Genomic DNA, 21,133 nt, shown 5'->3' on the forward strand with positions numbered 1-21,133 from the left:
GCCGGCCGGGGATCGACGTTGCATACGACCAGCACGGCGGGCGACACATCGTGTCGCCCGCCTTGCTTTTCTGAACGGATGCTTCCATCCGACGGTCGCTGTCTAACTGTTAGCGGCGACGGGCTGATGCGCGTCGTCGAAACCGAGACGGTTGAGGCTCGCCTCGCTGTAGCCCTCCGCGTTGGAACGCAACACCGCGACGTAACCGATCATGATGCCGTAGATCACCTTCGACACGACGTCGGCCACGGTGTAGGCACCTTGACGGATGACCGCCGACTCCTGCGAGATGCTCACGGCCGGCATCAGGTAGCCGACGAGGTACAGCATCCACGAACCGACCAGCGTCCAGACGACGGCCTTCATCCACGTCCGCGCGACCGGCGGCAGCTTGGAGAGGTTGTCGGCCGAGAGCCCGACCTTGAGCACCAGTACGAGGATCCACGCGTAGAACACGCAGGACACCACGAACCACAACCAGTACGGCCACGGCTGGCCGACGCTTCCAACGGTGTTGCCTGGTGTGAGCACGCTCGGGTCGGCGGCGGCGATGGCCGCGAGATTGCTTGCCGCATCGGTCGGAACTGCTTCGAAGTACTGGCCGATGTAGCCGGTGTAGATCATCAGCAAACCTGCGATGGTGAACTGGATGACCGGCGACCAGAACTTCTTGCCGACCAGGCCGAAGACCACCACGAACTGCGCGAGCAGCACCGGCACGTCGATCGACCAGTTCACGTAGCGATAGCCGTTGGAAAAGGCCGTGCCCGTGAGCGCCCCGAAGACGGTGCCGCCGGTGGCCGACTCGACACCGCTCATGGTGCTCTTCCAGACGATGTACTGGTTACCAAGTTCCAAAGCGGCCGACACCATGACCACGGCACCGAGCCAGTTGGCGATGCGATACTTCGGCGCGATCTGCTTGGCCGTCACGATGAAGTAAAGCAGGCCCGCGAACATACACGCGGCCCCGAGGGACAGAACGTGCGCGATGGTTAGCTGCGCCCACGGGGCGAAGACGATGTAGTTCTCCATGACCATGACAAATGACTCCTGGCCGAAGCGGCCGGTTGGGGTGGGGGTGGAGAGTTGAAAGATCGAGTTCGTGTCGCCACGACGGCGACAAGGATCATGTGCGGGAAAGTCAGGCAACCGAGCGTGACGAACGCGACGCGCACCGCCGAAGAGGTCGCGGTTACCGACTGAATGTTCGATATGGCAAAACCGACGATCGCCGCGATGACGATCGGCGCGAGCGTCGCCGCCACCACCGGCGACCACGGACGACTTTCTCTGCAGACCGCCGCAGGCGCATCGACGACATCGCTGAGCAAGTGCCGGGCGGAGTGCCAGACGGCAAAGTAGATCGCAAACGCGATCAGCGGTGGCGGCATGATCAATGCGAATGTGACGACTGCGAGCTCAAGCGCCGACCACCATCGACGCATGACGAGCGAAGCCATCACCAGCATGAGAGCCGCGATGAGCGTCGGCAAGCCCAGCGTTGCGAGGACCATCGTCATGCTGCTCGCCGATGCCGCGCCGACCAGTACCGTCAGTGCCCAGGTCACCGCGTCAGGGTGCAACAGCGCCGGCAACGTCAATGGCATCGCCCCACGCACGGCCGACACCGCGAACTCACCGGGTCCACGCGGAAGTAACGCGGGAAGTTCGCCGAACCCGAAGTGCAGCCAAGCCAGAACGAAGAACGCCCAATGCCACACCGACGGAGCCAGCACGTACAACGCAAGCGCGACCAACGTCAGCGCCAGGTATCCGCCACCGAAGCGCAACCGCCCGGCACGGTCATCACCCAAAAGATCGCGTCCGAGCCAAACGTCGGTCGCACCGTGTGCCATGCCGACCGAGGCCGCAAGCACAAGAAGGACCACCTGCAACGTGACCGGCAGTGTTGCGACAGCGGCGAGTACGGCCAGGACCAGCGTCGCAGCGACCGCAATCCTGCGATGTGACTGCCACGCATCACGCGGCGGAAACCGCTCGGCCAGACCACCGACGATCGCCTCGTGTGCAAACGGAAACTTCGGCATCGCGGCGATGACGGCCAGGCAATCCGACAGCTGCGGCACGTCACTCAAAAACCGCGCGAGCCGGTCAGGCCGAGTCCGTGCGAACAGGTCCGCGAACACTTTCGGGAAACTGGCCGGCTCACGACGCATGCGACGCAGAAACACCGCATCCAGATAGCGAATCGCCGCAGGACGGCGGGGGACGGCTGTTGCCGTTCGTTGCCCCGCAAGTTGCTCGGCGATCGCCTTGGCCTGACGCTGAATCTGCAGAAACGCGTAGCCGGTCGAGGGCCTACACGCCCCGCCGGCGACGCCGAGACGGATCACGCCGTCATTGCTCGACACACGGTCGCTGGACGGCGACATCGGCAGCGTACCGGATTCGCAATGGCCCTCGGGCAACCGACGCCAGCCCGGCATCGACCGCGCGACCGCCGCGTCCAGCCGTGCCCAACCCTCCGTTGCCGACACAGGCTCGGCGAGCATGCCCGTCCACTCCACGAGAGCCCTGCCCCGCCCTTGCGGCAACACGTAAAGAAACTCCACACACGGGCTTTCGCCCGACTGTTCGACCGCCTCGAAGTCCATCAACGTGGCGCAGCCGCCGTCGGCATCAGATCCGTCGATGTTCTCGTAATCCGCCCCGGCGAATTGTTGCACGACCTCCCCTCGCTCGACCGCAACCCGCGCGAACCCGTGCGGGTCGTAGTTCGTCGGTGGCCTGGTATCGACCACAACATCGCCCGACACACGCCGGCGCTCACCAGTCGGTGTCTCGATCATCACGCCGGTCGCATCGCTCGGTCCGACGGCTTGGGCATGCAAAAAACTGACGCGGTTACTCTTTTGCAACCGCGTCAGCATCAAGTCGTAGAACCGGTCGGCCGGCAGACAGCAGTACGCCAGCCCGTTCATGGATCGCTCGACCACACGTCCGTCGCGATCCACAACACGCCAACGGTCCCAACGATCCTGGATGACATTCAACACGGCTCGCGGAACGTCGCGGCGTGTTTCGTCCGGCAACCAGAAGCACCACGTCCGGTCTCGTGTGTAAATCGTCCGCGGCTCGACGATCGTGATGGGCCCGGTGTCTTGATCGAGCAGCCTCCAAGCGAGGCTCAACCCGGCGCATCCTCCGCCGAGGATCAACACGCTCGATTCATGACTCGGGCCGTGATTCATGAAAGCCTTTCCTTGACCGCAGTAAGTGCGGCAGCAGCAACGACGCGACCGAACCTCGGCCGTCCGACGTGTTGTACGAGGCCGGGAAAGTGATCAACAATGCCGAAACAATCGACTTTCGTTTCATCAGAAAATCACGTTGTTCCACGCCATTCGCGGATGAACGCTGCTTTCGAAAGTCATGTCTTCACGGAACAAATGAAAGACTTCGGACAGGACGGGTGACGACATCGAGTGCTGCATGAAGGCAGGCTTCAGTCCGTGAGATCGAACGCCGATAATCATGAACAGATGCTCGGCCCGGACACACCCATCCTCGTCCTCGGCGGTAATGGCATGCTCGCCTACGCCCTCAAGCGCGCCCTCTCCCGGCGTCGGCTCACCTGCACCAGCGTCGACCGCGAGGACACCGACCTGACCGACCGCACCGCCGTCGACGCGTTGTTTGATCGAGTCCGTCCCGCCGTTGTCTTCAACTGCGCCGCATACACCGCCGTCGACAAAGCCGAGCAGGAGCCGGCCGTCGCCAACATGGTCAACGGCGAAGCGGTGGGCAACATCGCCTACGCGGCGAAGCGTTCCGACGCCAAGCTCGTTCACGTATCGACCGACTACGTCTTCGACGGTACCGCGACCGAGCCGTACAAGGTCGATCATCCCGTCGGACCGGTCAGCGCTTACGGTCGGAGCAAACTGCTCGGGGAACAGGCACTGCAAAAACAAAGCCCGCCCGGCTGGTGCATCGTCCGCACGGCTTGGCTCTACGGACCCAACGGCCCGAGTTTTCCGAAGACGATGGTGACCCTTGCACGCAAGGGTGTTTCACTGAAGGTCATCAACGACCAGCGCGGCACGCCGACGTTCACCTACGACCTCGCCGAAGCCTTGCTCAACCTCGTCGACGCCGACGCGGAAGGCATCTTTCACGCGACCAACGCCGGCGAGACCAACTGGCACGATTTCGCCGCGGCCACCTTCGACGTGTTCAATGTCGAAGCCGATCTCACGCCGACTACCGCCGCCGAGTACGCCGCCGACAAACCCGACGCCGCCCATCGCCCCGGCTACAGCGTGCTCGACCTGTCCGCCTATGAATCCGCCACCGGGAAGCACATGCGTCCTTGGCGCGAAGCCCTCCAAGACTTCCGCGACGTCACCGGCGGCGAACCGTAAAGTCCCCGAATGGACGATCGCTGCGAACTATGCGGCCGAACCGTGCCGAAGAAGATGATCACGCTCCATCACCTGCGCCCCAAGTCGCGCGGTGGCGGTCCAGAGGAACGCGTGCCGACGTGCAAGCCGTGCCACAAGCAGATACACGCGACGTTCACCAACAAGCAACTCGCGGCCGACTACGCCGACATCCAGGCCCTGCGCACGGCGGAGAAGCTCCAACCGTTCCTCGCGTTCATCCGCAAACAGAAGCCCGAACGGAACATCACCGTCCGCACCATTCGGCGTCGCCGCCGCTGAACCGCGTTGCGGAGCAACGCAGCTCGGCGCACTGCGATACATGAATCAGTACGCGCAGCTGCGTTGCTCCGCAACGCGGTTCGCACCGCCGTACCATCCCGCCTATGTCGCTCTCGTTCCACGCACACACGCTGCCCAATGGACTGCAGATCCTCGCCGAGCACAATCCCTCGGCCCACTCCGTCGCCGCCGGCCTGTTCGTCAAGACCGGCTCGCGCGACGAGTCACCCGATATCAACGGCGTCTCCCACTTCCTCGAGCACATGATGTTCAAGGGCGACGACACGCTCGGCTGGGAGGACGTCAATCGCATCTTCGACGAGATCGGCGCACGCTACAACGCGTTCACCAGCCAGGAGATGACCGCGTACTACGCGCAAGTGCTGCCGAAGTTCACCGACCAGGCGCTCGACATGCTCGGGCACCTGCTTCGTCCGTCGCTACGCGACGATGACTTCACGACCGAGAAGAACGTCATCCTCGAAGAAATCGCGATGTATCAGGACGACCCGGGTCATCGCCTCTACGAACGCGTTATGGCCGAGCACTTCGGGCAGCACCCGCTGGGCATGAGCATCCTCGGACCCGCCGAGCGCATCGAGGCACTGACGCGGGATCAGATGAAGGGCTACTTCGACAGCCGATACGGCCCGGGCAACATGGTGCTGAGCGTGGCGGGCGCATTCGACTTCGACCACATCGTCGCCGAGGCCGAGCGGTTGTACGGACACTGGCCACGGGTGTTTCCGGACATGCGGGAGGCATCGTCGAACGCCGCCGAGGATCGCCGGGTGGTCGTGACGGACGAGAAGCTCAACCGCAGCTATACGATGGCCCTGACCGCCGGCCCGACGCAGCAAGACGACGCCCGTTTCGCCGCCCGGGTGCTCAGCGACATCCTCGGCGACGACGAAGGCTCGCGGCTGTACTGGGCGCTGGTCGATCCGGCCATCGCCGAGGAGGCCGACTTCGGCAGCTACCCCCACGACGGCGTCGGCAGCTTCTACCTCTCGCTCACCACCGCCCCCGACCGCGACGGCGAGGCGTTCGACCTGGCCCGCAAAGTCCTCGCGGACGCGCGCGGCGACATCACTAACGACGAACTTCAACGCGCCAAGAACAAGATCGCCGGCAGCCTCACGCTCCACGGCGAGTCGATCATGGGCCGCATGCGCAGCCTCGGCGCGACTTGGCTCTACAACGAACAGTACCGAAGCCTCGAGGACGACATGCAGACGGTGCAGGCGCTGACGCTCGACGACCTGCACGCGGTGCTCGAGGAGTTTCCGCTTACGCCGATGACGGCGGTGGCGCTGCGGCCGTGATACCATGGCGTGATGTCACTGCGGACCCTCCAACAGGCCCGGCGAGACGGCGCGTGCGTGCCGATGCTCACCTGTTACGACGCGACCTACGCCGCGTTGCTCGGCGAGGCCGGTGTCGACCAGCTGCTCATCGGCGACTCCGCGGCCAACGTTCTCCACGGGCACCGCACCACGCTCCCGATCCAGCAAGCAACGCTCAGCGACATGGCCAACGCCGCGCGACGCGGCAATCCCGACGCCTTCGTCATGCTCGACGTCGCTTTCGCGGCGACTGCCCAGGACGTGCTCGATGCCGTGAAGGCGACCGACTGCGACGCGGTCAAACTCGAAGCGGCCGCGAAGCACTTGGACGTCGTTTCAACGCTCGCCGACCACGGCGTGGCCGTCTTCGCGCACCTGGGCCTGACGCCGCAAACGGTGATGCGCGACGGCGGCTACCGCTATCGTGGCCGGACCGACGCCGAGATCGCCGCGCTGGCCGCGGATGCCGAGAACTGCGTCGACAGCGGTGCGGTCGGCGTCCTGCTTGAAGCCACCACCACGGCCGCGACCGATGCGGTACTCGACGCGGTGGACGTCCCGGTCATCGGCTGCGGTGCCGGGCCGGGCTGCACGTCGTATGTCGTGGTGCTTCACGATCTGCTCGGCCTCACCGCCAAGCCGCCGAAGTTCGTACCGCGCTTCGACATTGAGGAAAGTGACGTTCGCGCCGCGACGATGGCGACGGTGAACCGTTGGCGGCTCGCCGTCGAATCCGGCGACTATCCGGCCGGCGAGCACATTTACGGGGAGCAGCAATGACCTGGTGGACCGCGGCCCGACGTACGTTGATCCTCGTGAGCGGCTTTGTCGTGGGCGCGGCCATCGTGCTCGCGACACTCTGGTTGCTCGACGTCCGCGTTTATCGCCAGGCCCTGGCCGATGCAAATCAGGCCCGCGATCGTCTCGCGAGCATCGGTGACCTTTCGATCGTGTTCCGTGACGTCTCGACCGCCATCGAGCCGAGCGTCGTCGACATCATCACCCAGCGATCCGCGCCGATCCCCGGCGGTGGCCCGGTCGAGGTCGGCAACGGCTCGGGCGTGATCATCGAGGTCGACGGCGGCCGCGGTTGGATCGTGACCAACAACCACGTCGTCGCCAACGCCACCGGCATCGTCGTCACGCTCGCCGACGGTCGGGAGTTCACCAGCCCCGACGCCCAGGTCATCGGCACGGACCCGCCGACCGACCTCGCCGTGATCGAAATCTCCGCGCCGCGCCTGATAGCGGCGGACTGGGGCGAGAGCGAACGGCTGGGCAAGGGCGACTGGGTTGTCGCGTTCGGTTCGCCGTTCGGCTACGTCGGGTCGATGACGGCCGGCATCGTCAGCGAACTCGGCCGCAACACGCTAGACCGCCGCCGTGGTCGGGCCGGTGTGCTGGGCCGTGGAAGTTACGAGGATTTCATCCAGACCGACGCGGCGATCAACCCGGGGAACTCCGGCGGGCCGTTGGTGGATCTCACCGGCCGAGTCGTCGGCATCAACACCGCCATCGCCTCGCGGTCCGGCGGGTTCGACGGCATCGGCTTTGCCATCCCCGAGTCGATGGCGCGCCCGATCGTCGAGCAACTCAAAGACATCGGCCGCGTCCGACGCGGCTGGCTCGGCGTAACCATCGACGCCGCCCCGATCAACGGTGCCTTCATCCGCACCGTCTACGCCAACACCCCCGCCGCCGCCGCCCTCGAAGCCGGCGACATCGTCACGGCCGTCAACGGCGAGACCATTTTCGAAGATCAAGACCTGCGCAACCTCATTGCCTCGATGTCGCCGGGCACTGCGGTGACGCTCGAAGTCGTCCGCGACGAGCAACCGATCGAAGTACGGGTCACGCTCGGCGAGTTGCCGACGGACATGCTCAGCTTTGCCGCCCCGCCGGTGCCGAGCCGTGCGTTGAGCCCGCAAATGCTCGGGTTCGTTTTGGCGGACCCGGCGGCATTGCCCAATGTGCCAAACCGCCGGATCGTCGTCGGTGCGGTCCGCAATGCGAGCCCTGCCGCACGAGCCGGCCTTCGGCCCGGTGACGCCATCCTCGAAATCAACGGGATCGAAATCGACACGCCTGACGAGCTACTCGGTCGCCTCGCGGACATAGCGCCCGGCGAGAGCATCAACCTCACCGTCGCCACACCCACCAGCGAGCGGATCGTGACGATCCGACCGTGAAGCAAAATGCTTTGGGGGGATTGGCCCTCAGGGATTCGAACCCCGACTAAAGGTACCAGAAACCTTCGTGCTACCGTTACACCAAGGGCCAGTGCGGCAAGACTCTAGGCATCGTCCGAACGTGATCCAACGCTTCGGCAAAAGCAACTCGGTCTTGAACTTCTGCTCAAACCAAACCGTTGAGACGATTGATCAGTTGCCGTAATCGGCCGTGATCCTTGCGGTTGAAGGTGAACGACAGACGGGTCAGGTGACGAAGGTCCGGCTCGTTGCGTTCGAGCCGCAGCGGGCCGCTCACACGCCAGTTCTGCTCCACCGCGATGTCGGCAAACGTCTCGGCGATCTCATCGAGTTGGGCATCGGTCGGCTTGTGCTGCAGACGTAGGAGCAACCGGTTGCGCGTGTAACGCAGCGAGTGGTAGTTCTTGTAAAACGCCTTGCACTCGTCGACCGCCTCTTCGACGTTGACGGCGATCTTGTAAAGGTGCAGGTCTTCGGGGCTGATCAGTCCGCCGGCGAGCAAGTGATCCCGGACGTACTCGTCCCAGGCTTTCCAGTACGAACCGCCCGGTTTCTCGAGCATCACGATCGGCACCGGCACGCTCTTGCCCGTCTGCACCAGCGTGAGTGCTTCGAAGCCTTCGTCCATGGTGCCGAACCCGCCCGGGCAGAGCACCACCGCATGGCTCGTGCGCATGAACATCAGCTTGCGGGTGAAGAAGTACTTGAAGTCGACGAGCTTGGTGTCGCCGTCGATGACGGTGTTGGCCGACTGCTCGAAGGGCAGGGAGATGTTGAGCCCGAAGGAGGCGTCGGTGTCGGCCCCGACATGGCCGGCCTCCATGATGCCGCCGCCGGCGCCGGTGATGATCATCCATCCCGCCGACGCCATCGCCCTGCCGAACTGTGCCGCAGTTTCGTAATCCGGATGCCCTTCGGGCGTGCGGGCCGAGCCGAAAATGCTGACCTTGCGTGTGTCGCGGTAGGGTCCGAAAACCCTCAGGGCGTAGCGGAGTTCCTTGAACGATTTGTCGATGAGTTTGATGTCGCCACGGTTGGTTTGGTCCCGCAACAGCTTGAGCGCGCTTTTCATCACGTCGCCGACGAGGTCGCCGTTGTTCAAGTCAGCCAACTCGGCCACGAGTTCGTCGACCAGTCCGCGAGCCTTGGCCAAGTCCTCGTCGCGTACCGGCTGGTTCCGCTCGATGGTCTCTTGAGTCGCCTCCGCGTTGGCGCGAGTGACGGTGTTGCGTCGCTTCTGCGACTGGGCATCGGATCGATCGTGCTTGCGTGACTGCATTCAGGAAGGATAGGCCCGACCGGATCACCGATGAAAGCCGGCGTGTGAAGGTTGCATGTGGGCCCAAACGCTTACGATGGCCCCATGCAGTCGGAGGAGCACGCCAACCCGAAACACGCCATCATCGCCGGCTTCGGCGTGCCGGGACGGATGGCTCATGAAGCGCTGTGTCTGGCCGGCTGGGAAGTTTCGGTGATCGAGCGTAACGCCGTCACGGTGGAGCGGTGCAAGTCGGGCATGGACATACGCCTCGGCGATGCGACCGAGCTCGACACGATGCGTGACGCGGGGCTCGAGTCGGCCGACTTGGTCGTGATCGCCCTGCCCGACGAGGCGAGCGTGATGCGGTGCATCGACACCGTTCATCAGGCCAAGCCGGACATTCGTATCGTGGCCCGGACGTACTTTACGAGCAGCGCCTACGAAGCCCGACGCCGCGGCGCGACGGACGTGGTCATCGCCGAGCAGGTCATCGCCGCGGCGATGGGCGACTTGGTCAAGCAAGCGGTGAAGTGACGAAACGCTGCCCCGCTGCTCAGGGGTTTCGACGCATGTGCTCGAGGATGACCGGAAGCGCTTGCGTGGTCGCCGCGAGGAACGGCACCTTCGCGCCGCGGTAGTCGGTGACGTCGTACGGAAACACGTCGTTGCCGACGAAGTCGGTGACGCGCCCGCCATTGGCCAACACCAGTGCGCACGGCGCGACGGCATCCCAGAGCTTGCCGTTGACGGTGATGGCGGCTTGCGCGGTGCCGGCCGCGACCATCGTTGCCTCCAGCGCGGCGGTGCCGAGGATGCGGACCTTCAAGTCGGTCTGGCTCAGGAACGTCGTCGCCCAGCCGGGGGCTTTGCCGTGGCGATCGAGCAGGTTGCTCGTCATCATCAGCACGCTCGCCTTGCTGACGTCCTCGCAACACAGATCGATCGGCTCACCGTTGACCATGACGGCCGAACCCTTGGCCCCGGCGTACAGACGATCGCGGGACACGTCGAACACCACGCCGACGACCGGTTCGCCATCGACGAGCAGACCGATGCACACGGCATAGTTGCCCAGGCCGGCGATGAAGTTGTTGGTGCCGTCGATCGGATCGATGACCCAGTTACGCCCGGCGGGGTCGTTGATGTCGGCAGTGATCGCCGAGCCGTCTTCGGACTCTTCGCCGATGATGCCGTCGGTCGGGAAATGCTTGCGGAGTGTCGCGACGACGATGGCCTGTGCCTCGCGATCGGCGATCGTGACGGCTTCGTCGGTCGTGGCTTCGTGAGTCTTGGTCAGCCGCTTCACGCCGTCACACGCATGCTCGGCCACACGGGCCCCGGCCTCCCGGGCAGCGGCGATGGCAATTTCAAGATCGACGGCAAACGGACTTCCCTCGGGCATCTGGTCGGACATGGCGGTAGGCCCCGCGACTGCGGGACTAAGAGCATAGCCCATCCGCGAAGCACGGGCCGCTCACTCCGCGGACTCGAAGTCGAACTGGAACTCGCCATCGTTCTGGGAAGCGGCTTCGGCCTCTTCGAGCGCTTGCTGGAAGCCATCGGAGTTCCACACCGACACGCCGACGATCACCACGAGGATGATGCCGATGACGATCAGCGCGAGGTTGATAATGCCGAGGATCAAGCCGGTCTTGGCCATGCCGCCCCCATCGGCCTCGCCGCGGGCGACGGCCTTGAGCGCGACGGTGCCGAAGATGATCGCGAGCAACGCACAGATCGGCGCGATGACCCAGTTGAGATACGGAATGCAACACCCCGGCACAAACGCACAGATGCCCAGAACCATGGCGGTGATCGCCATGCCCTTGGGCTTGCCCGGGCCCTGCGTCTGGTAGTTCATCGGCTGTCCGGCGGTCCCCTGATCTTGTGGCGGCTGGCTCATACGTGCGTTATGCCGGATCGGATCGGTGAATGCAAGCAAGTTGTTCGCAAGACTTGATCACCGTGCCCATATTCGTCGGAACTGAGCCCGGTCAAACGTCGAAGTACTTTGCCTGCGGGTGATGCACGACCAGGGCGTCGGTGCTCTGCTCGGGGACGAGCATGTACTCCTCGGAGAGCGTGACGCCGATGGCATCGGGGTCGAGCAGGTCGAGGACCTTGGTGCGGTCTTCGAGGTTGGGGCAGGCGGGGTAGCCGAAGGAGTAGCGGGAGCCGCGGTACTTCTGCTGGAAGAGCTTGCGGACGTCCGAGTCGTCCTCGGACGCGAAGCCGAGCTCGGCCCGCATGCGCTTGTGCCAGAACTCGGCCAACCCCTCGGCGCATTCGACGCCGAAGCCGTGCAGGTACATGTAGTCCTGGTAAGCGTTGTCCTTGAACAGCTCGGCGGTCATCTCGCTCACCGCGTGGCCCATGGTGACACACTGCAGGCCGAGCACGTCGTACTCACCCGACGCGGTGTTTCGGAAGAAGTCGGCGATGCACAGATTGCGCCGACCGTCCTGACGCGGCAGGTTGAACCGTGCGATCTCGACCGGCTTGCCCTTCGGCTCACGCGAGCCCTTCTCGAAGTCGGCGGGGTCGTAGACGATCACGTCATCGCCCTTGGACTGCACGGGAAAGTAGCCGAATGTCACGCCGGGGTGCAGGAAGCCTTCGGCGAGGGCGCGTTGTTTGAGTTGCTCGAAGACCGGGTCGGCCTTGTCGGCAAGGGTCGCCTCGTACTGCTCGTTGGTCAGGCCCTTCTTCTTGAAGCCCCACTGGCCGGCGTAGAGCGCAACGGTGTTGACGTAGCCGAAGATCGTCGGCAGCGGGATGTCAGTCGCGGTGCGCTTGCCCCAGAACGGCGGGGTCGGCACCGGGTTGTCCTTGGCGACATCAACGGTTTTGCCCTGCTTGCTCTGTGGCTGTTTCGCCCCGGCCTTGAGCTGCTTACGCTTCTGAGCGCGGTCGACTTGTTCGTTGAACATCGCGTCGAGGCGGTGCTCGGCGATGGCGTCCATGACGTGCAGGCCGTCGAAGGCGTCCTTGCAGTACATGACTTTACCGCCGTAGAGCGTGGCGAGATCGTCCTCGGCGTAGTCGCGGGTCAGGGCCGCACCGCCTAGCAGGACGGGCACGTCGACGTTGCGCTGGTTGAACTCGCCGAGGTTGTCCTTCATCACCGCGACCGACTTCACGAGCAGCCCGCTCATCCCGATCGCGTCGGCCTTGAGTTCGTTCTGCTTCTTGAGGATGTCGTCGACGGTCTGCTTGATGCCGATGTTGTGAACCGTGTAGCCGTTGTTGGTGAGGATGATGTCGACGAGGTTCTTCCCAATGTCGTGGACGTCACCCTTGACGGTGGCGAGGACGATGCTGCCCTTGGTGGTGCCTTCGACCTTTTCCATGTGCGGCTCGAGGTGGGCGACCGCCGCCTTCATCGTCTCGGCACTTTGCAACACGAACGGCAACTGCATCTCGCCGCGGCCAAAGAGATCACCGACGACTTTCATGCCGCTGAGGAGGATGTTGTTGATGATGTCGAGCGGCGCATGGCCCTCACCCATCGCGGTGTCGAGGCGTTTGGTCAGGTCGCGCTTCTCGCCGTCGATGATGTGCTGCTTGAGCGCTTCGTCGACGGCCAAGTCGTCGAGCGACGGCCCGGCCGCAACGTCAGCGCCGGCATCCTCTGGGAAGACACTGATGAAGTTCGTCAGCGGGTCTTCGTGCTTGTCGCGTCGGTCATACATGACATCGAGCGCGGCATCCCAGAACTCGTCGGGGATCTTGTTCTTCGGCAGAATCTTCGAGGCGTGGGCGATCGCGCCGGTCAGGCCGACCTCGCGGAGCTCGTGGAGGAAGACGGAGTTGAGCACCTGCCGGGGGTACGGGTTGAGACCGAAGCCGACGTTGGACAGGCCGACGACGGTCTGGCACTCGGGCAGCTCCGCCATGATCCGCTTGGTGCCGGCGATGGTTTCGAGGGCGTTGCGACGGTCTTCCTCGATGCCGGTGGAGATCGGCAGCACGAGGGGGTCGAACATCAGGTCGCAGTCACGCAGGCCGTACTTCTCGACGGCGAGGTCGCGGATGCGGTGGGCGATGTCGATCTTCCGCTGCTCGGTCCGGCCCATCGCGTTTTCCGGATCCTCGTCGATGCAGCCGGCGACGACGGACGCGCCGTACTTCTTGGCGAGCTTGCAGATCTCGGCGAGCTTCTCCTCGCCCTCCTCGAGGTTCATCGAGTTGATCGCGCAGCGCCCGCCGGCGAGCTTCAGGCCCGCCTCCATCACCGCCGGGTCGGTCGAGTCGAGCATCAACGGGACAGGGATCTGTCGGACGTACCGGCTCACCACCTCGTGCATGTCACGCACGCCGTCACGACCGACAAAGTCGACACAGACATCGATCATCATCGCCCCGCCCTTGACCTCGTCACGGGCCATCGACACCAGGCCGTCCCAGTCCTCTTCCTGAAGCAGGCGCTTGAACTGGCGGGAGCCGTTGGTGTTGGTGCGCTCGCCGACGATGAGGTACGAGTTCTGCGGCTTGGCGTCGGCGGCCTGGGTCAACGACGAGAACTGGTCGATCGGCGTGACCTCGCGACCGATGGCGTAGCGATTGGCAGACATGTCGCTGCATCCTACCCGACGAACCGTCCCGCATCCATCCGTTCAGCCGGATGAACGGATGCAGGCCGGCTGGACAACCAACAAGTGCGATCTTGGGGATCGGCGGCGTCACGCTACCCTCGCCGCATGCCGTTGCCCCTCATGCTTGCCGCCGGTGAAGTCAGCGGCTGGAACGTCCTGTTCATCGTTCTGCTTTTACTCGGGTCGGCGTTGGTGTTGGGGACGGTTGCGGAGCTTTTCAAACAGTCGGCGATCGTCGGGTACCTCGCGGCGGGGATGTTGGTCGGGCCGAACATGCTCGGGCTCGTCGGCGACAGCTCCATGGGCGACGTGGATTTGATCGCGGAGATGGGCGTGGCCCTGCTGCTGTTCACAATCGGGCTCGAGTTCTCTTTCGCCCGGCTGCGAAAGCTCGGCTCGATCGCCCTGCTCGGCGGCACACTGCAAATCGTCGTCACCGCGACGGTCGTGTTCGCCACGACGAGTGTCATCGGCCTCCCGCCGAAAGCCGCCCTGGCGATCGGGTGCATGATCGCGCTCTCGTCAACGGCGACGGTCCTGCGGCTTCTCGTCGACACCGCCACGATCGAAGCCCCGCATGGCCGCAACGCGACGGGAATCCTTCTCGTGCAGGACGTCGCGGTGCTGCCCGTCACGCTCACCGTCAGCGCACTCGCGTTGGGAGGCACCGCGACCGAGATGGCGTTTTCGCTCGGTAAGACGCTGCTCTTCGCGGCGATCCTTGTCGGCGGGTTTCTCCTGCTGTTCAACTTCGTCGTGCCCAAGCTGCTCAACCTCAAGGAGTGGGCACGCAACCGGGAGTTTCCGATCCTGCTCGCGGTGGTGCTCGCGTTCGGAAGCGCGGCCGCGGCGCACACCATCGAGATCAGTCCGGCGATCGGGGCGTTCCTCGCGGGGGTGTTGATGGCGGGCTCGCCGTTCGCGACACAGGTTCGGGCGGACATCGCGTCGCTCCGCACGGCGCTGGTCACGTTGTTCTTCGCGGCGGTCGGGATGCTGGCCGACCCGCTGTGGGCTTTCGCGAACATCCACTTGGTTGCCGGGGCGACGCTCGCGGTGCTCGTGGGGAAAGCGGCGGTCGTGTTCGGCATACTGAGCCTGCCGACGAAGCTGCTCAAACAAGCGCCGATCCCCGCCGCGCTCACCGGCTTCGCGATCGCGCAGGTGGGTGAATTTTCGTTCGTGCTGGCAAAGATCGCGCGCGGGCCGTTGATCGACGAGCAGGCGTTCAAGCTGATCGTCAGCGTGACGGTGGTGACGTTGTTCGCAACGCCGTACCTGGTGAAGTTCGGCCCGACGCTTGCGTTGAAGCTGCGACGCCGGCAGTCGGACGAACACGAGTCGATCGAACCCATCGAGCCGGTCGCGGAGTCTGAACGGAAAGTGATTCTCGCCGGCTTCGGTCCCGCGGGTCAGCTCGTCGCCGGCGACCTGATCAATGCGTATAGCGATCGCATCACCGTGCTCGACCTGAATCCCAAGGCCCGCTCGACCGCCGAGCAGTACGGCTTGTCCTTCCAGTCCGGCGACGCCACCAAGGCCGAGGTTCTCGAACACGCTGGCCTGCAAGACGCGGCCGCGTTCATCGTCACGCTGCCCGACCCGGCGATCGTGCGACAGGTCGTTCACGTTGCACGTCAACTTTGCCCGCACGTCATGATCATCGCCCGCAGCCGTTATCACGCGGCCCGCTGGGAGATCATGCTCGCCGGGGCTGAAGTCGTCGTTGACGAAGAGGAACAGGTCGGCCGACGCCTCGCCGTCGAGGCACGTCGCGCGTTGGGCGTGGCACGATCAGATGCGGACGAGCCGGCCGATTGACTGGAAAACACTTGACCCGGTTCGCTGTCCTGATACAACGAATCGTCAACCGCAAACCCAAGCGATACGCCCTGGAAACGTGTGTCGCGGAGAGAAAGGCAACGAGGAACCCACATGAAGTTTTGCAAGAATGCCGCCGTTTTGGCGGCCGGATGTGCCGTGGCATGGACACTCGCTGGCAGCGAGCAGGTCCACGCCCAGCAGGTGACGCTCAGTGTCGTGAGCAACGTCGATAACGAACTCGGCGGTGTCACGTTTACCGATGAAGACGCGATCGATTACAACATCGCCACCGACATCGGAACGAGCTTCTTCTCCGTCGAGGCGGGCGATCTCGACGCGTTTCACCTTCTACCCAACGGCAACGTGCTCGTGTCGACCGCGTTCAACGGCAGCTTCAACGGCGTCACGTTCGACGACGGCGACATCGTGGAGATCAACCCGACGACACTCGCAGTCACGACGGTGTTTTCGAGTGACAGCGTCTTCACCTCAACGAGCGAAGACGTCGATGCGGTAAGCGTGGCACCGAACGGTGACCTGCTCCTGAGCGTTCAGTCGGACGCGAGCATTGGGAGTGAGGACTTCAGCGACGGGGACATTCTCCGTTTCGTGCCCGGGACCAGCACGCTTTCGGTCGAGGTCGCCGAATCGGACATCTTCCTGTTTCCTTTGGCGGACCTCGACGGCATCCATTTGCTCAATGACGGTCGTTTCGCGCTCTCGACGGTGGCGGACGAGACCGTCGGCAGCGTGGCCTTCGAGGATGGCGACATCTTCATCTACGACCCCGTGGCAGACACCGCGACGTTGTTCTTCGACGAGGACAGCTTCGGCGGCACGACCGATCAGGACGTGAACGCACTGTTCGTCTCCGCGATCCCCGAGCCGGCGACGCTTGGGCTGCTCGCCGTTGCAGGGCTCGGGCTCTTGCGTCGTCGCGGGAGTACTTCGTGAAAGTTCTCATCTCCTGCGCGGCCGTCACCCTGATCGCCACACCGGCCCTCGCGGCCCAGCGGCTTGTCGCCTCCACGCCGGGGGCGGATGTCACCATCGATGCGCCGAGCGTGTCCGTGGTCGACGTTCCGTTCACGGCGACCGAGACGATCAGCGGCGTCGGCGTCACGGCACAGTGGTTTCCGCTTTCCGGCGACTTCGACGGCGGAACGTTCCCGTTCTCCATGGAAGTTGCCGCCGACGTCGTCAGCCCAGACGGGCAGACCATCGCCTGGGGCATCAACGAAGGCCCGCCCATTGCCGGCGAGATGTCCATCGCGGACTACCCGTTCGCGGATGTGCAGGACGGATTTGTCGATGCCGTCGGCACCGGGTCGTTCAGCTTCCAGTGGTTCGACGCCGGCAACACCCCCGGCATAAGCCAACTGACCGATGTGACGTATCACCTGCTCACCGACGCGCCGGACGTGGTGACGACGTTGACCAGCGACGTATCGAGCGGGCCGCAGTGGGATCGCCCGTTCTCGATCGTCGGCGTCAGCGGCCTCGGGCCGACGTTTTTCGACGTGGTTCCTTTCAGCCCGGAAGTCTCCGGCGGCTACATCTTCGACAGCACCGTCAGCGATGGCGACGGATTCACGTTCCTGTACGAAGGCAGCTTCGACCCGACCGACCCGACGGCCAATCTGCTGGACCTCGGTCTGGGCAATGGCTTTGCGAGCAACGGCGCGGCCGACGGTCAGTCGATCATCGAAGCGCTGCTCTTCGAGGACACCGATTACTTCTTTGTCACCAGCCAGTTCGCCGCCAGCAGCGGGCCGCAGTCATACGTGACGACGGTCACCGGCCCTGGACTGATTCCCGAGCCGACGGTGCTTGGTCCGCTCGCGATCGGCCTGCTCGCGCTACGCCGCCGACGCTAACAACTCGCATCCCGACCCTCTCAGCAAGGACATTGACCATGCAGAAAATGCAGACTCTTACCGCGCTCGCCGCCATCGCGTTTGCCGTGCCGGCCTTCGGGCAGTTCGTCATCTTCTCGACCGACGAGGCGACGTTCACCGGTTCGCTCCCCAGCCCCGTTGTTGAAGACTTCCAGGACGAAGTCGACGGCCCGCTCGACCAAACCGTCGCGACGCCTTTCAATGGCTTCAGCCTCACCGCGAACGGAACGAGCACGTTCGCAACCGACTACGAAATCGACACCGAGTTCTTCGGCTCGACCAACCTCGAGCTCGACCTGTTTCTCGATAACACCGGCGGTTTCATCCCGAGCGTGACGTTCACCTTTGACCAACCGGTCACCAACTTCGGCTTGCTCATCGATGACATCGACTTCAGCGGTGAGTCGACGTTGGACTTTCTCGGAAGTTCGGTATCGCTGGAGTCGCTCATTTCGGACACCGACGACGAGGTGTTCATCGGCGTGAACAGCTCGGCCGAAATTTCCTCGTTCACGCTCTCGGTCGCTGCCGGAGAGACGGACGGCCTTTCGATCGACAACATCGTCTCGCAGCCGGTGCCAGAGCCAGCGAGTCTGGGGCTTCTCGCGGCCGCAGGTCTCGGACTGATCCGTCGCCGACGTTAACCCACTCAGCCGAGCTCGACCAGACCGTCGAGCACGGCTTTCAGGTGCGGCACTTTCGTGCCGCAGCAACCGCCGACGATGTTGATGTCGAACTCGTCGACGAATCGCAGCAGACCCTTGGCGAAGTCGGCCGGCCCGAGCGGGAACTCGCTCTTGCCATCGACCATGATCGGCATCCCGGCGTTGGGCAGGCACGAGATATACCGCGGCCAATGTCGGCTGAAGTAGCGGATATGCTCGGTCAGTTCGACCGGGCCGGTGGCACAGTTCAGGCCCAACACGTCGATCTGGTCATACGGCAGCAGCGCGGCCAACGCCGTCTGCGAATCGCTGCCCATGAGCATCGACTGGCCGGCGTTGAGGTCCATGGAAAGCTGCACCATGATCGGCGGCCGGTCGCCGCCCTCGATCGGCAGACCGGTCAGCCCGCGCTCCTCGCAAGCGCGATCGATCGACGACAGGCAGCACTTGATCTGCAGCAGATCTTGGCACGTCTCGATGAGCAGCACGTCCGCCCCGCCGTCGATGAGGCCGAGCACGTTTTCGTAGTACGACTGCTCCATCTCTTCCCACGTGCAGTTACCCAGCGAGATGAGCTTAGTGCCCGGGCCGATCGAGCCGACGACGAAGCGCGGGCAGTCGTCGGTTTCGTATTCGTTGCAGGCGTCGCGCGCGATCTCGGCACCAAGCCTGGACACCTCGTACGCCTTGTCGACCATGTCGGCCTCGGCCATCACGATGCGGTTGCCACCGAACGTGTTGGACTCGACCGCGTCACAGCCGATCTCGAGAAAGCCTTTGTGGATGTCCTTGATAACGTCCGGGCGGGAGAAGTTGAGTACCTCGCTCATGTTCTCCTGGCCCATCCAGTCCTTCTCGAGATCAAGATCAAACTCCTGAAGCGCCGACCCCATCGCGCCGTCCATGACAAGCACGCGCTCGGCGAGCACGTCGAGGAAGCGCTTGCGGCCGGGCTTGAGTCGCAGCGGCGTGTCTTGCTGAAGCGTCGCGGTCATGCGGGCAGTATAGCACCTTCCATCCGTCCATGCGGATGAACGGATGAAAGGGCCTTGAATGCGACCGTGCGTCGATTCCGGGCCTGTACGAACGCCAGCCCCACGGTGTGGAGGTTTGTCCACCTACCATGATCTCATGCCGATCGAACTGGACATGATGTGCCCGGTCTGCCCGGGGAAGAAGCTGGTGATGGCCGAACGGTCGGGCGTCGAGATCGACTACTGCCCGCAGTGTCGAGGCATCTGGCTCGACCGCGGTGAACTTGACAAGATCCTCGAGCGGGCCCACCACGAAACGTCACGCCAACCGGCCACTCCCCCTCCGCCGCCACAACCGACACATCACCAGCCGACGCACCACGCCCCGCCCCCACCGCCGGCCTACTACCCGCCCCCGCCGCACTACGACAAGAAGTACTATAAGAAGCGCAAGCCGTGGTGGATCGACATCTTCGATTGAACCATTTGCCGCGCCCGCGAACGCAACGTCACTAGGATGCCGGCCTTGGACGCGTTGACGATCATTCTGATGTTGGTTGGCTTCCCGGTGTTGATCATCGGTGCCGACGTGCTGGTTCGCGGTGCGTCGGCGATCAGTCGAGCATTGGGGATCTCGCCGCTGGTGGTCGGGCTGACGGTCGTGTCGTTCGGGACCAGCGCGCCGGAACTGGCGGTGAGCGTGAAGGCGGCGGCCGACGAGAAAGGCTCGCTCGCGCTGGGCAACGTCATCGGCTCCAACATCTTCAACGTGTTGCTCATCCTTGGCCTGTGCGCGGTGATCCGGCCGATGCGGGTGAAGCTGCCGATCGTGCGCCGCGATGTGCCGTTGATGATCATCATGGCGTTCGCCGTTTGGGTGATGGGTCTGAACGGGCTCATCAGCACCTGGGACGGGCTGATCCTCGTGGCGGTTCTCGCGGCCTACCTGCTACGGCTGTACATCCAAGCACGACGCGGCAAGTTCGAGGTCGCCGCCGACGAAGACATCCCCGAGGCACCCAAGACGTTCGCGCAGGTCGCGCTCAACATCGGCCTCGTCGCACTAGGCGTGCTGATGCTCGTGGTCAGTGCGAACATGCTGGTCAACGGCGCGGTGGCGATCGCGGAGTACTTCAAGATTTCCGAGTTGATCATCGGGCTGACGATCATCGCGGCGGGCACCTCGCTGCCGGAGGTCGCCGCGTCGGGCATGGCGGCGTTCAAGAAACAAGGTGACCTCGCCGTCGGCAATGTCGTCGGCTCCAATCTGTTCAACATCATGGCCGTGCTCGGGATCACGTCCGTGGTCGACCCGCAAGGCATTCGCGTCCCCACCGAAGCACTCTATTTCGACATTCCCGTAATGGTCGCGGTCATGGTCGCGTGCTTTCCGGTCTTCTTCACCGGCTTCAAGATCACACGCTTCGAAGGCAGCATCTTCCTGTTCTACTTCGTCGCGTACATGCTCTTCCTGGTGCTAGACGCCCAGCAGCATGATGCGTTGCAAACGTACACGTTGGTGCTGAGTACGGTGGTGATTCCGTTGACGGTCATCGCGTTGACGGCGCTCATGGTCAACTCGATCCGCCGGCAGTACCGCCGCAAGCGGCTGGCGAAAATGGCCCGTCAGGTGAAAGTCGCTCGCGACTTGTTGCGAGTGGACGCCTGACCG

19 protein-coding genes and 1 tRNA gene are annotated in these 21,133 nt (G+C 64.0%); 12 read left to right on the top strand and 8 right to left on the bottom strand.

What is annotated here, in order from left to right:
• Positions 1 to 102: 102 nt before the first annotated feature.
• Together AAGD32_09935 and AAGD32_09940 are read right to left on the bottom strand one after the other, a co-directional pair.
• The gene (locus tag AAGD32_09935) at positions 103 to 1,035 is read right to left on the bottom strand and encodes a bacteriorhodopsin (GenBank protein ID MEM8874566.1); all 933 of its coding nucleotides are present in this window, start codon (positions 1,033 to 1,035) and stop codon (positions 103 to 105) included.
• A complete protein-coding gene (locus AAGD32_09940; protein MEM8874567.1) occupies positions 996 to 3,215 on the bottom strand; it encodes a beta-carotene 15,15'-dioxygenase, Brp/Blh family in 2,220 nt (739 codons plus the stop codon). The genes AAGD32_09935 and AAGD32_09940 overlap by 40 nt, the downstream gene beginning before the upstream one ends.
• A gap of 291 nt (positions 3,216 to 3,506) precedes the next feature.
• On the opposite strand from AAGD32_09940, the gene rfbD reads away from it, so the two are divergent.
• The 5 genes from rfbD (at position 3,507) to AAGD32_09965 (ending at position 8,223) form a co-directional block, all read left to right on the top strand.
• Positions 3,507 to 4,388, top strand: coding sequence for a dTDP-4-dehydrorhamnose reductase (rfbD, locus tag AAGD32_09945; GenBank protein MEM8874568.1), 882 nt, complete (start codon positions 3,507 to 3,509; stop codon positions 4,386 to 4,388).
• Positions 4,389 to 4,397: 9 nt separating this feature from the next.
• Entirely contained in the window at positions 4,398 to 4,688 is a 291-nt protein-coding gene (locus AAGD32_09950; GenBank protein ID MEM8874569.1) for an HNH endonuclease signature motif containing protein, read from the top strand.
• A gap of 104 nt (positions 4,689 to 4,792) precedes the next feature.
• Positions 4,793 to 6,013 carry a pitrilysin family protein gene (locus AAGD32_09955; protein ID MEM8874570.1) on the top strand — a complete coding sequence of 407 codons (1,221 nt, stop codon included), beginning with the start codon at positions 4,793 to 4,795 and terminating at the stop codon, positions 6,011 to 6,013.
• A gap of 12 nt (positions 6,014 to 6,025) precedes the next feature.
• Positions 6,026 to 6,814, top strand: a complete 789-nt coding sequence (locus tag AAGD32_09960; protein MEM8874571.1) for a 3-methyl-2-oxobutanoate hydroxymethyltransferase — start codon at positions 6,026 to 6,028, stop codon at positions 6,812 to 6,814.
• Complete coding sequence (locus tag AAGD32_09965; GenBank protein ID MEM8874572.1) at positions 6,811 to 8,223, top strand: trypsin-like peptidase domain-containing protein; 1,413 nt, start codon at positions 6,811 to 6,813, stop codon at positions 8,221 to 8,223. The genes AAGD32_09960 and AAGD32_09965 overlap by 4 nt, the downstream gene beginning before the upstream one ends.
• Before the next feature lie 20 nt (positions 8,224 to 8,243).
• Here the strand turns inward: AAGD32_09965 and AAGD32_09970 are convergent.
• Together AAGD32_09970 and AAGD32_09975 are read right to left on the bottom strand one after the other, a co-directional pair.
• A tRNA-Gln gene (locus AAGD32_09970) sits at positions 8,244 to 8,314 on the bottom strand.
• A 75-nt stretch (positions 8,315 to 8,389) separates the two neighbouring features.
• A complete protein-coding gene (locus AAGD32_09975) occupies positions 8,390 to 9,523 on the bottom strand; it encodes a TIGR00730 family Rossman fold protein (GenBank protein MEM8874573.1) in 1,134 nt (377 codons plus the stop codon).
• Positions 9,524 to 9,607: 84 nt separating this feature from the next.
• Between AAGD32_09975 and AAGD32_09980 the strand changes: the two genes are divergently transcribed.
• Positions 9,608 to 10,039, top strand: a complete 432-nt coding sequence (locus tag AAGD32_09980; GenBank protein MEM8874574.1) for an NAD(P)-binding protein — start codon at positions 9,608 to 9,610, stop codon at positions 10,037 to 10,039.
• A gap of 19 nt (positions 10,040 to 10,058) precedes the next feature.
• Here the strand turns inward: AAGD32_09980 and AAGD32_09985 are convergent, their stop codons facing one another.
• The 3 genes from AAGD32_09985 to AAGD32_09995 all read right to left on the bottom strand — a co-directional run bounded on the left by AAGD32_09985 (position 10,059) and on the right by AAGD32_09995 (position 14,079).
• Entirely contained in the window at positions 10,059 to 10,919 is an 861-nt protein-coding gene (locus tag AAGD32_09985) for an inositol monophosphatase family protein (protein MEM8874575.1), read from the bottom strand.
• A 60-nt stretch (positions 10,920 to 10,979) separates the two neighbouring features.
• The gene (locus AAGD32_09990; GenBank protein MEM8874576.1) at positions 10,980 to 11,408 is read right to left on the bottom strand and encodes a DUF4190 domain-containing protein; all 429 of its coding nucleotides are present in this window, start codon (positions 11,406 to 11,408) and stop codon (positions 10,980 to 10,982) included.
• 91 nt (positions 11,409 to 11,499) lie between these two features.
• The gene (locus AAGD32_09995) at positions 11,500 to 14,079 is read right to left on the bottom strand and encodes a vitamin B12 dependent-methionine synthase activation domain-containing protein (protein MEM8874577.1); all 2,580 of its coding nucleotides are present in this window, start codon (positions 14,077 to 14,079) and stop codon (positions 11,500 to 11,502) included.
• Positions 14,080 to 14,205: 126 nt separating this feature from the next.
• Between AAGD32_09995 and AAGD32_10000 the strand changes: the two genes are divergently transcribed.
• The 4 genes from AAGD32_10000 (at position 14,206) to AAGD32_10015 (ending at position 18,466) form a co-directional block, all read left to right on the top strand.
• Entirely contained in the window at positions 14,206 to 15,921 is a 1,716-nt protein-coding gene (locus AAGD32_10000; GenBank protein MEM8874578.1) for a cation:proton antiporter, read from the top strand.
• Positions 15,922 to 16,035: 114 nt separating this feature from the next.
• Complete coding sequence (locus AAGD32_10005; protein ID MEM8874579.1) at positions 16,036 to 16,878, top strand: PEP-CTERM sorting domain-containing protein; 843 nt, start codon at positions 16,036 to 16,038, stop codon at positions 16,876 to 16,878.
• Positions 16,875 to 17,801: a hypothetical protein gene (locus tag AAGD32_10010; GenBank protein MEM8874580.1), complete on the top strand. Its 927-nt coding sequence runs from the start codon at positions 16,875 to 16,877 to the stop codon at positions 17,799 to 17,801. The genes AAGD32_10005 and AAGD32_10010 overlap by 4 nt, the downstream gene beginning before the upstream one ends.
• A 47-nt stretch (positions 17,802 to 17,848) precedes the next feature.
• A complete protein-coding gene (locus AAGD32_10015) occupies positions 17,849 to 18,466 on the top strand; it encodes a PEP-CTERM sorting domain-containing protein (GenBank protein MEM8874581.1) in 618 nt (205 codons plus the stop codon).
• 5 nt (positions 18,467 to 18,471) lie between these two features.
• Here AAGD32_10015 and AAGD32_10020 read toward each other — a convergent pair whose 3' ends face one another.
• Complete coding sequence (locus AAGD32_10020; GenBank protein ID MEM8874582.1) at positions 18,472 to 19,482, bottom strand: homocysteine S-methyltransferase family protein; 1,011 nt, start codon at positions 19,480 to 19,482, stop codon at positions 18,472 to 18,474.
• A gap of 154 nt (positions 19,483 to 19,636) precedes the next feature.
• Here AAGD32_10020 and AAGD32_10025 point away from each other — a divergent pair, with 154 nt between their 5' ends.
• Both AAGD32_10025 and AAGD32_10030 read left to right on the top strand, forming a co-directional pair.
• Complete coding sequence (locus AAGD32_10025) at positions 19,637 to 19,942, top strand: zf-TFIIB domain-containing protein (protein MEM8874583.1); 306 nt, start codon at positions 19,637 to 19,639, stop codon at positions 19,940 to 19,942.
• Positions 19,943 to 19,978: 36 nt separating this feature from the next.
• Entirely contained in the window at positions 19,979 to 21,130 is a 1,152-nt protein-coding gene (locus tag AAGD32_10030; protein MEM8874584.1) for a calcium/sodium antiporter, read from the top strand.
• The last annotated feature ends 3 nt before the right edge of the window (positions 21,131 to 21,133 follow it).

This window comes from Planctomycetota bacterium, assembly GCA_039182125.1.
Taxonomy (GTDB): Bacteria; Planctomycetota; Phycisphaerae; order Tepidisphaerales; family Tepidisphaeraceae; genus JBCDCH01.

What these genes read in the sequence shown, in the direction of transcription:
- AAGD32_09935 (MEM8874566.1), bottom strand. Translation starts at nt 1,035, where the DNA reads ATGGAGAACTACATCGTCTTCGCCCCGTGGGCGCAGCTAACCATCGCG.
- AAGD32_09940 (MEM8874567.1), bottom strand. Translation starts at nt 3,215, where the DNA reads ATGAATCACGGCCCGAGTCATGAATCGAGCGTGTTGATCCTCGGCGGA.
- rfbD (MEM8874568.1), top strand. Translation starts at nt 3,507, where the DNA reads ATGCTCGGCCCGGACACACCCATCCTCGTCCTCGGCGGTAATGGCATG.
- AAGD32_09950 (MEM8874569.1), top strand. Translation starts at nt 4,398, where the DNA reads ATGGACGATCGCTGCGAACTATGCGGCCGAACCGTGCCGAAGAAGATG.
- AAGD32_09955 (MEM8874570.1), top strand. Translation starts at nt 4,793, where the DNA reads ATGTCGCTCTCGTTCCACGCACACACGCTGCCCAATGGACTGCAGATC.
- AAGD32_09960 (MEM8874571.1), top strand. Translation starts at nt 6,026, where the DNA reads ATGTCACTGCGGACCCTCCAACAGGCCCGGCGAGACGGCGCGTGCGTG.
- AAGD32_09965 (MEM8874572.1), top strand. Translation starts at nt 6,811, where the DNA reads ATGACCTGGTGGACCGCGGCCCGACGTACGTTGATCCTCGTGAGCGGC.
- AAGD32_09975 (MEM8874573.1), bottom strand. Translation starts at nt 9,523, where the DNA reads ATGCAGTCACGCAAGCACGATCGATCCGATGCCCAGTCGCAGAAGCGA.
- AAGD32_09980 (MEM8874574.1), top strand. Translation starts at nt 9,608, where the DNA reads ATGCAGTCGGAGGAGCACGCCAACCCGAAACACGCCATCATCGCCGGC.
- AAGD32_09985 (MEM8874575.1), bottom strand. Translation starts at nt 10,919, where the DNA reads ATGTCCGACCAGATGCCCGAGGGAAGTCCGTTTGCCGTCGATCTTGAA.
- AAGD32_09990 (MEM8874576.1), bottom strand. Translation starts at nt 11,408, where the DNA reads ATGAGCCAGCCGCCACAAGATCAGGGGACCGCCGGACAGCCGATGAAC.
- AAGD32_09995 (MEM8874577.1), bottom strand. Translation starts at nt 14,079, where the DNA reads ATGTCTGCCAATCGCTACGCCATCGGTCGCGAGGTCACGCCGATCGAC.
- AAGD32_10000 (MEM8874578.1), top strand. Translation starts at nt 14,206, where the DNA reads ATGCCGTTGCCCCTCATGCTTGCCGCCGGTGAAGTCAGCGGCTGGAAC.
- AAGD32_10005 (MEM8874579.1), top strand. Translation starts at nt 16,036, where the DNA reads ATGAAGTTTTGCAAGAATGCCGCCGTTTTGGCGGCCGGATGTGCCGTG.
- AAGD32_10015 (MEM8874581.1), top strand. Translation starts at nt 17,849, where the DNA reads ATGCAGACTCTTACCGCGCTCGCCGCCATCGCGTTTGCCGTGCCGGCC.
- AAGD32_10020 (MEM8874582.1), bottom strand. Translation starts at nt 19,482, where the DNA reads ATGACCGCGACGCTTCAGCAAGACACGCCGCTGCGACTCAAGCCCGGC.
- AAGD32_10025 (MEM8874583.1), top strand. Translation starts at nt 19,637, where the DNA reads ATGATGTGCCCGGTCTGCCCGGGGAAGAAGCTGGTGATGGCCGAACGG.
- AAGD32_10030 (MEM8874584.1), top strand. Translation starts at nt 19,979, where the DNA reads ATGCCGGCCTTGGACGCGTTGACGATCATTCTGATGTTGGTTGGCTTC.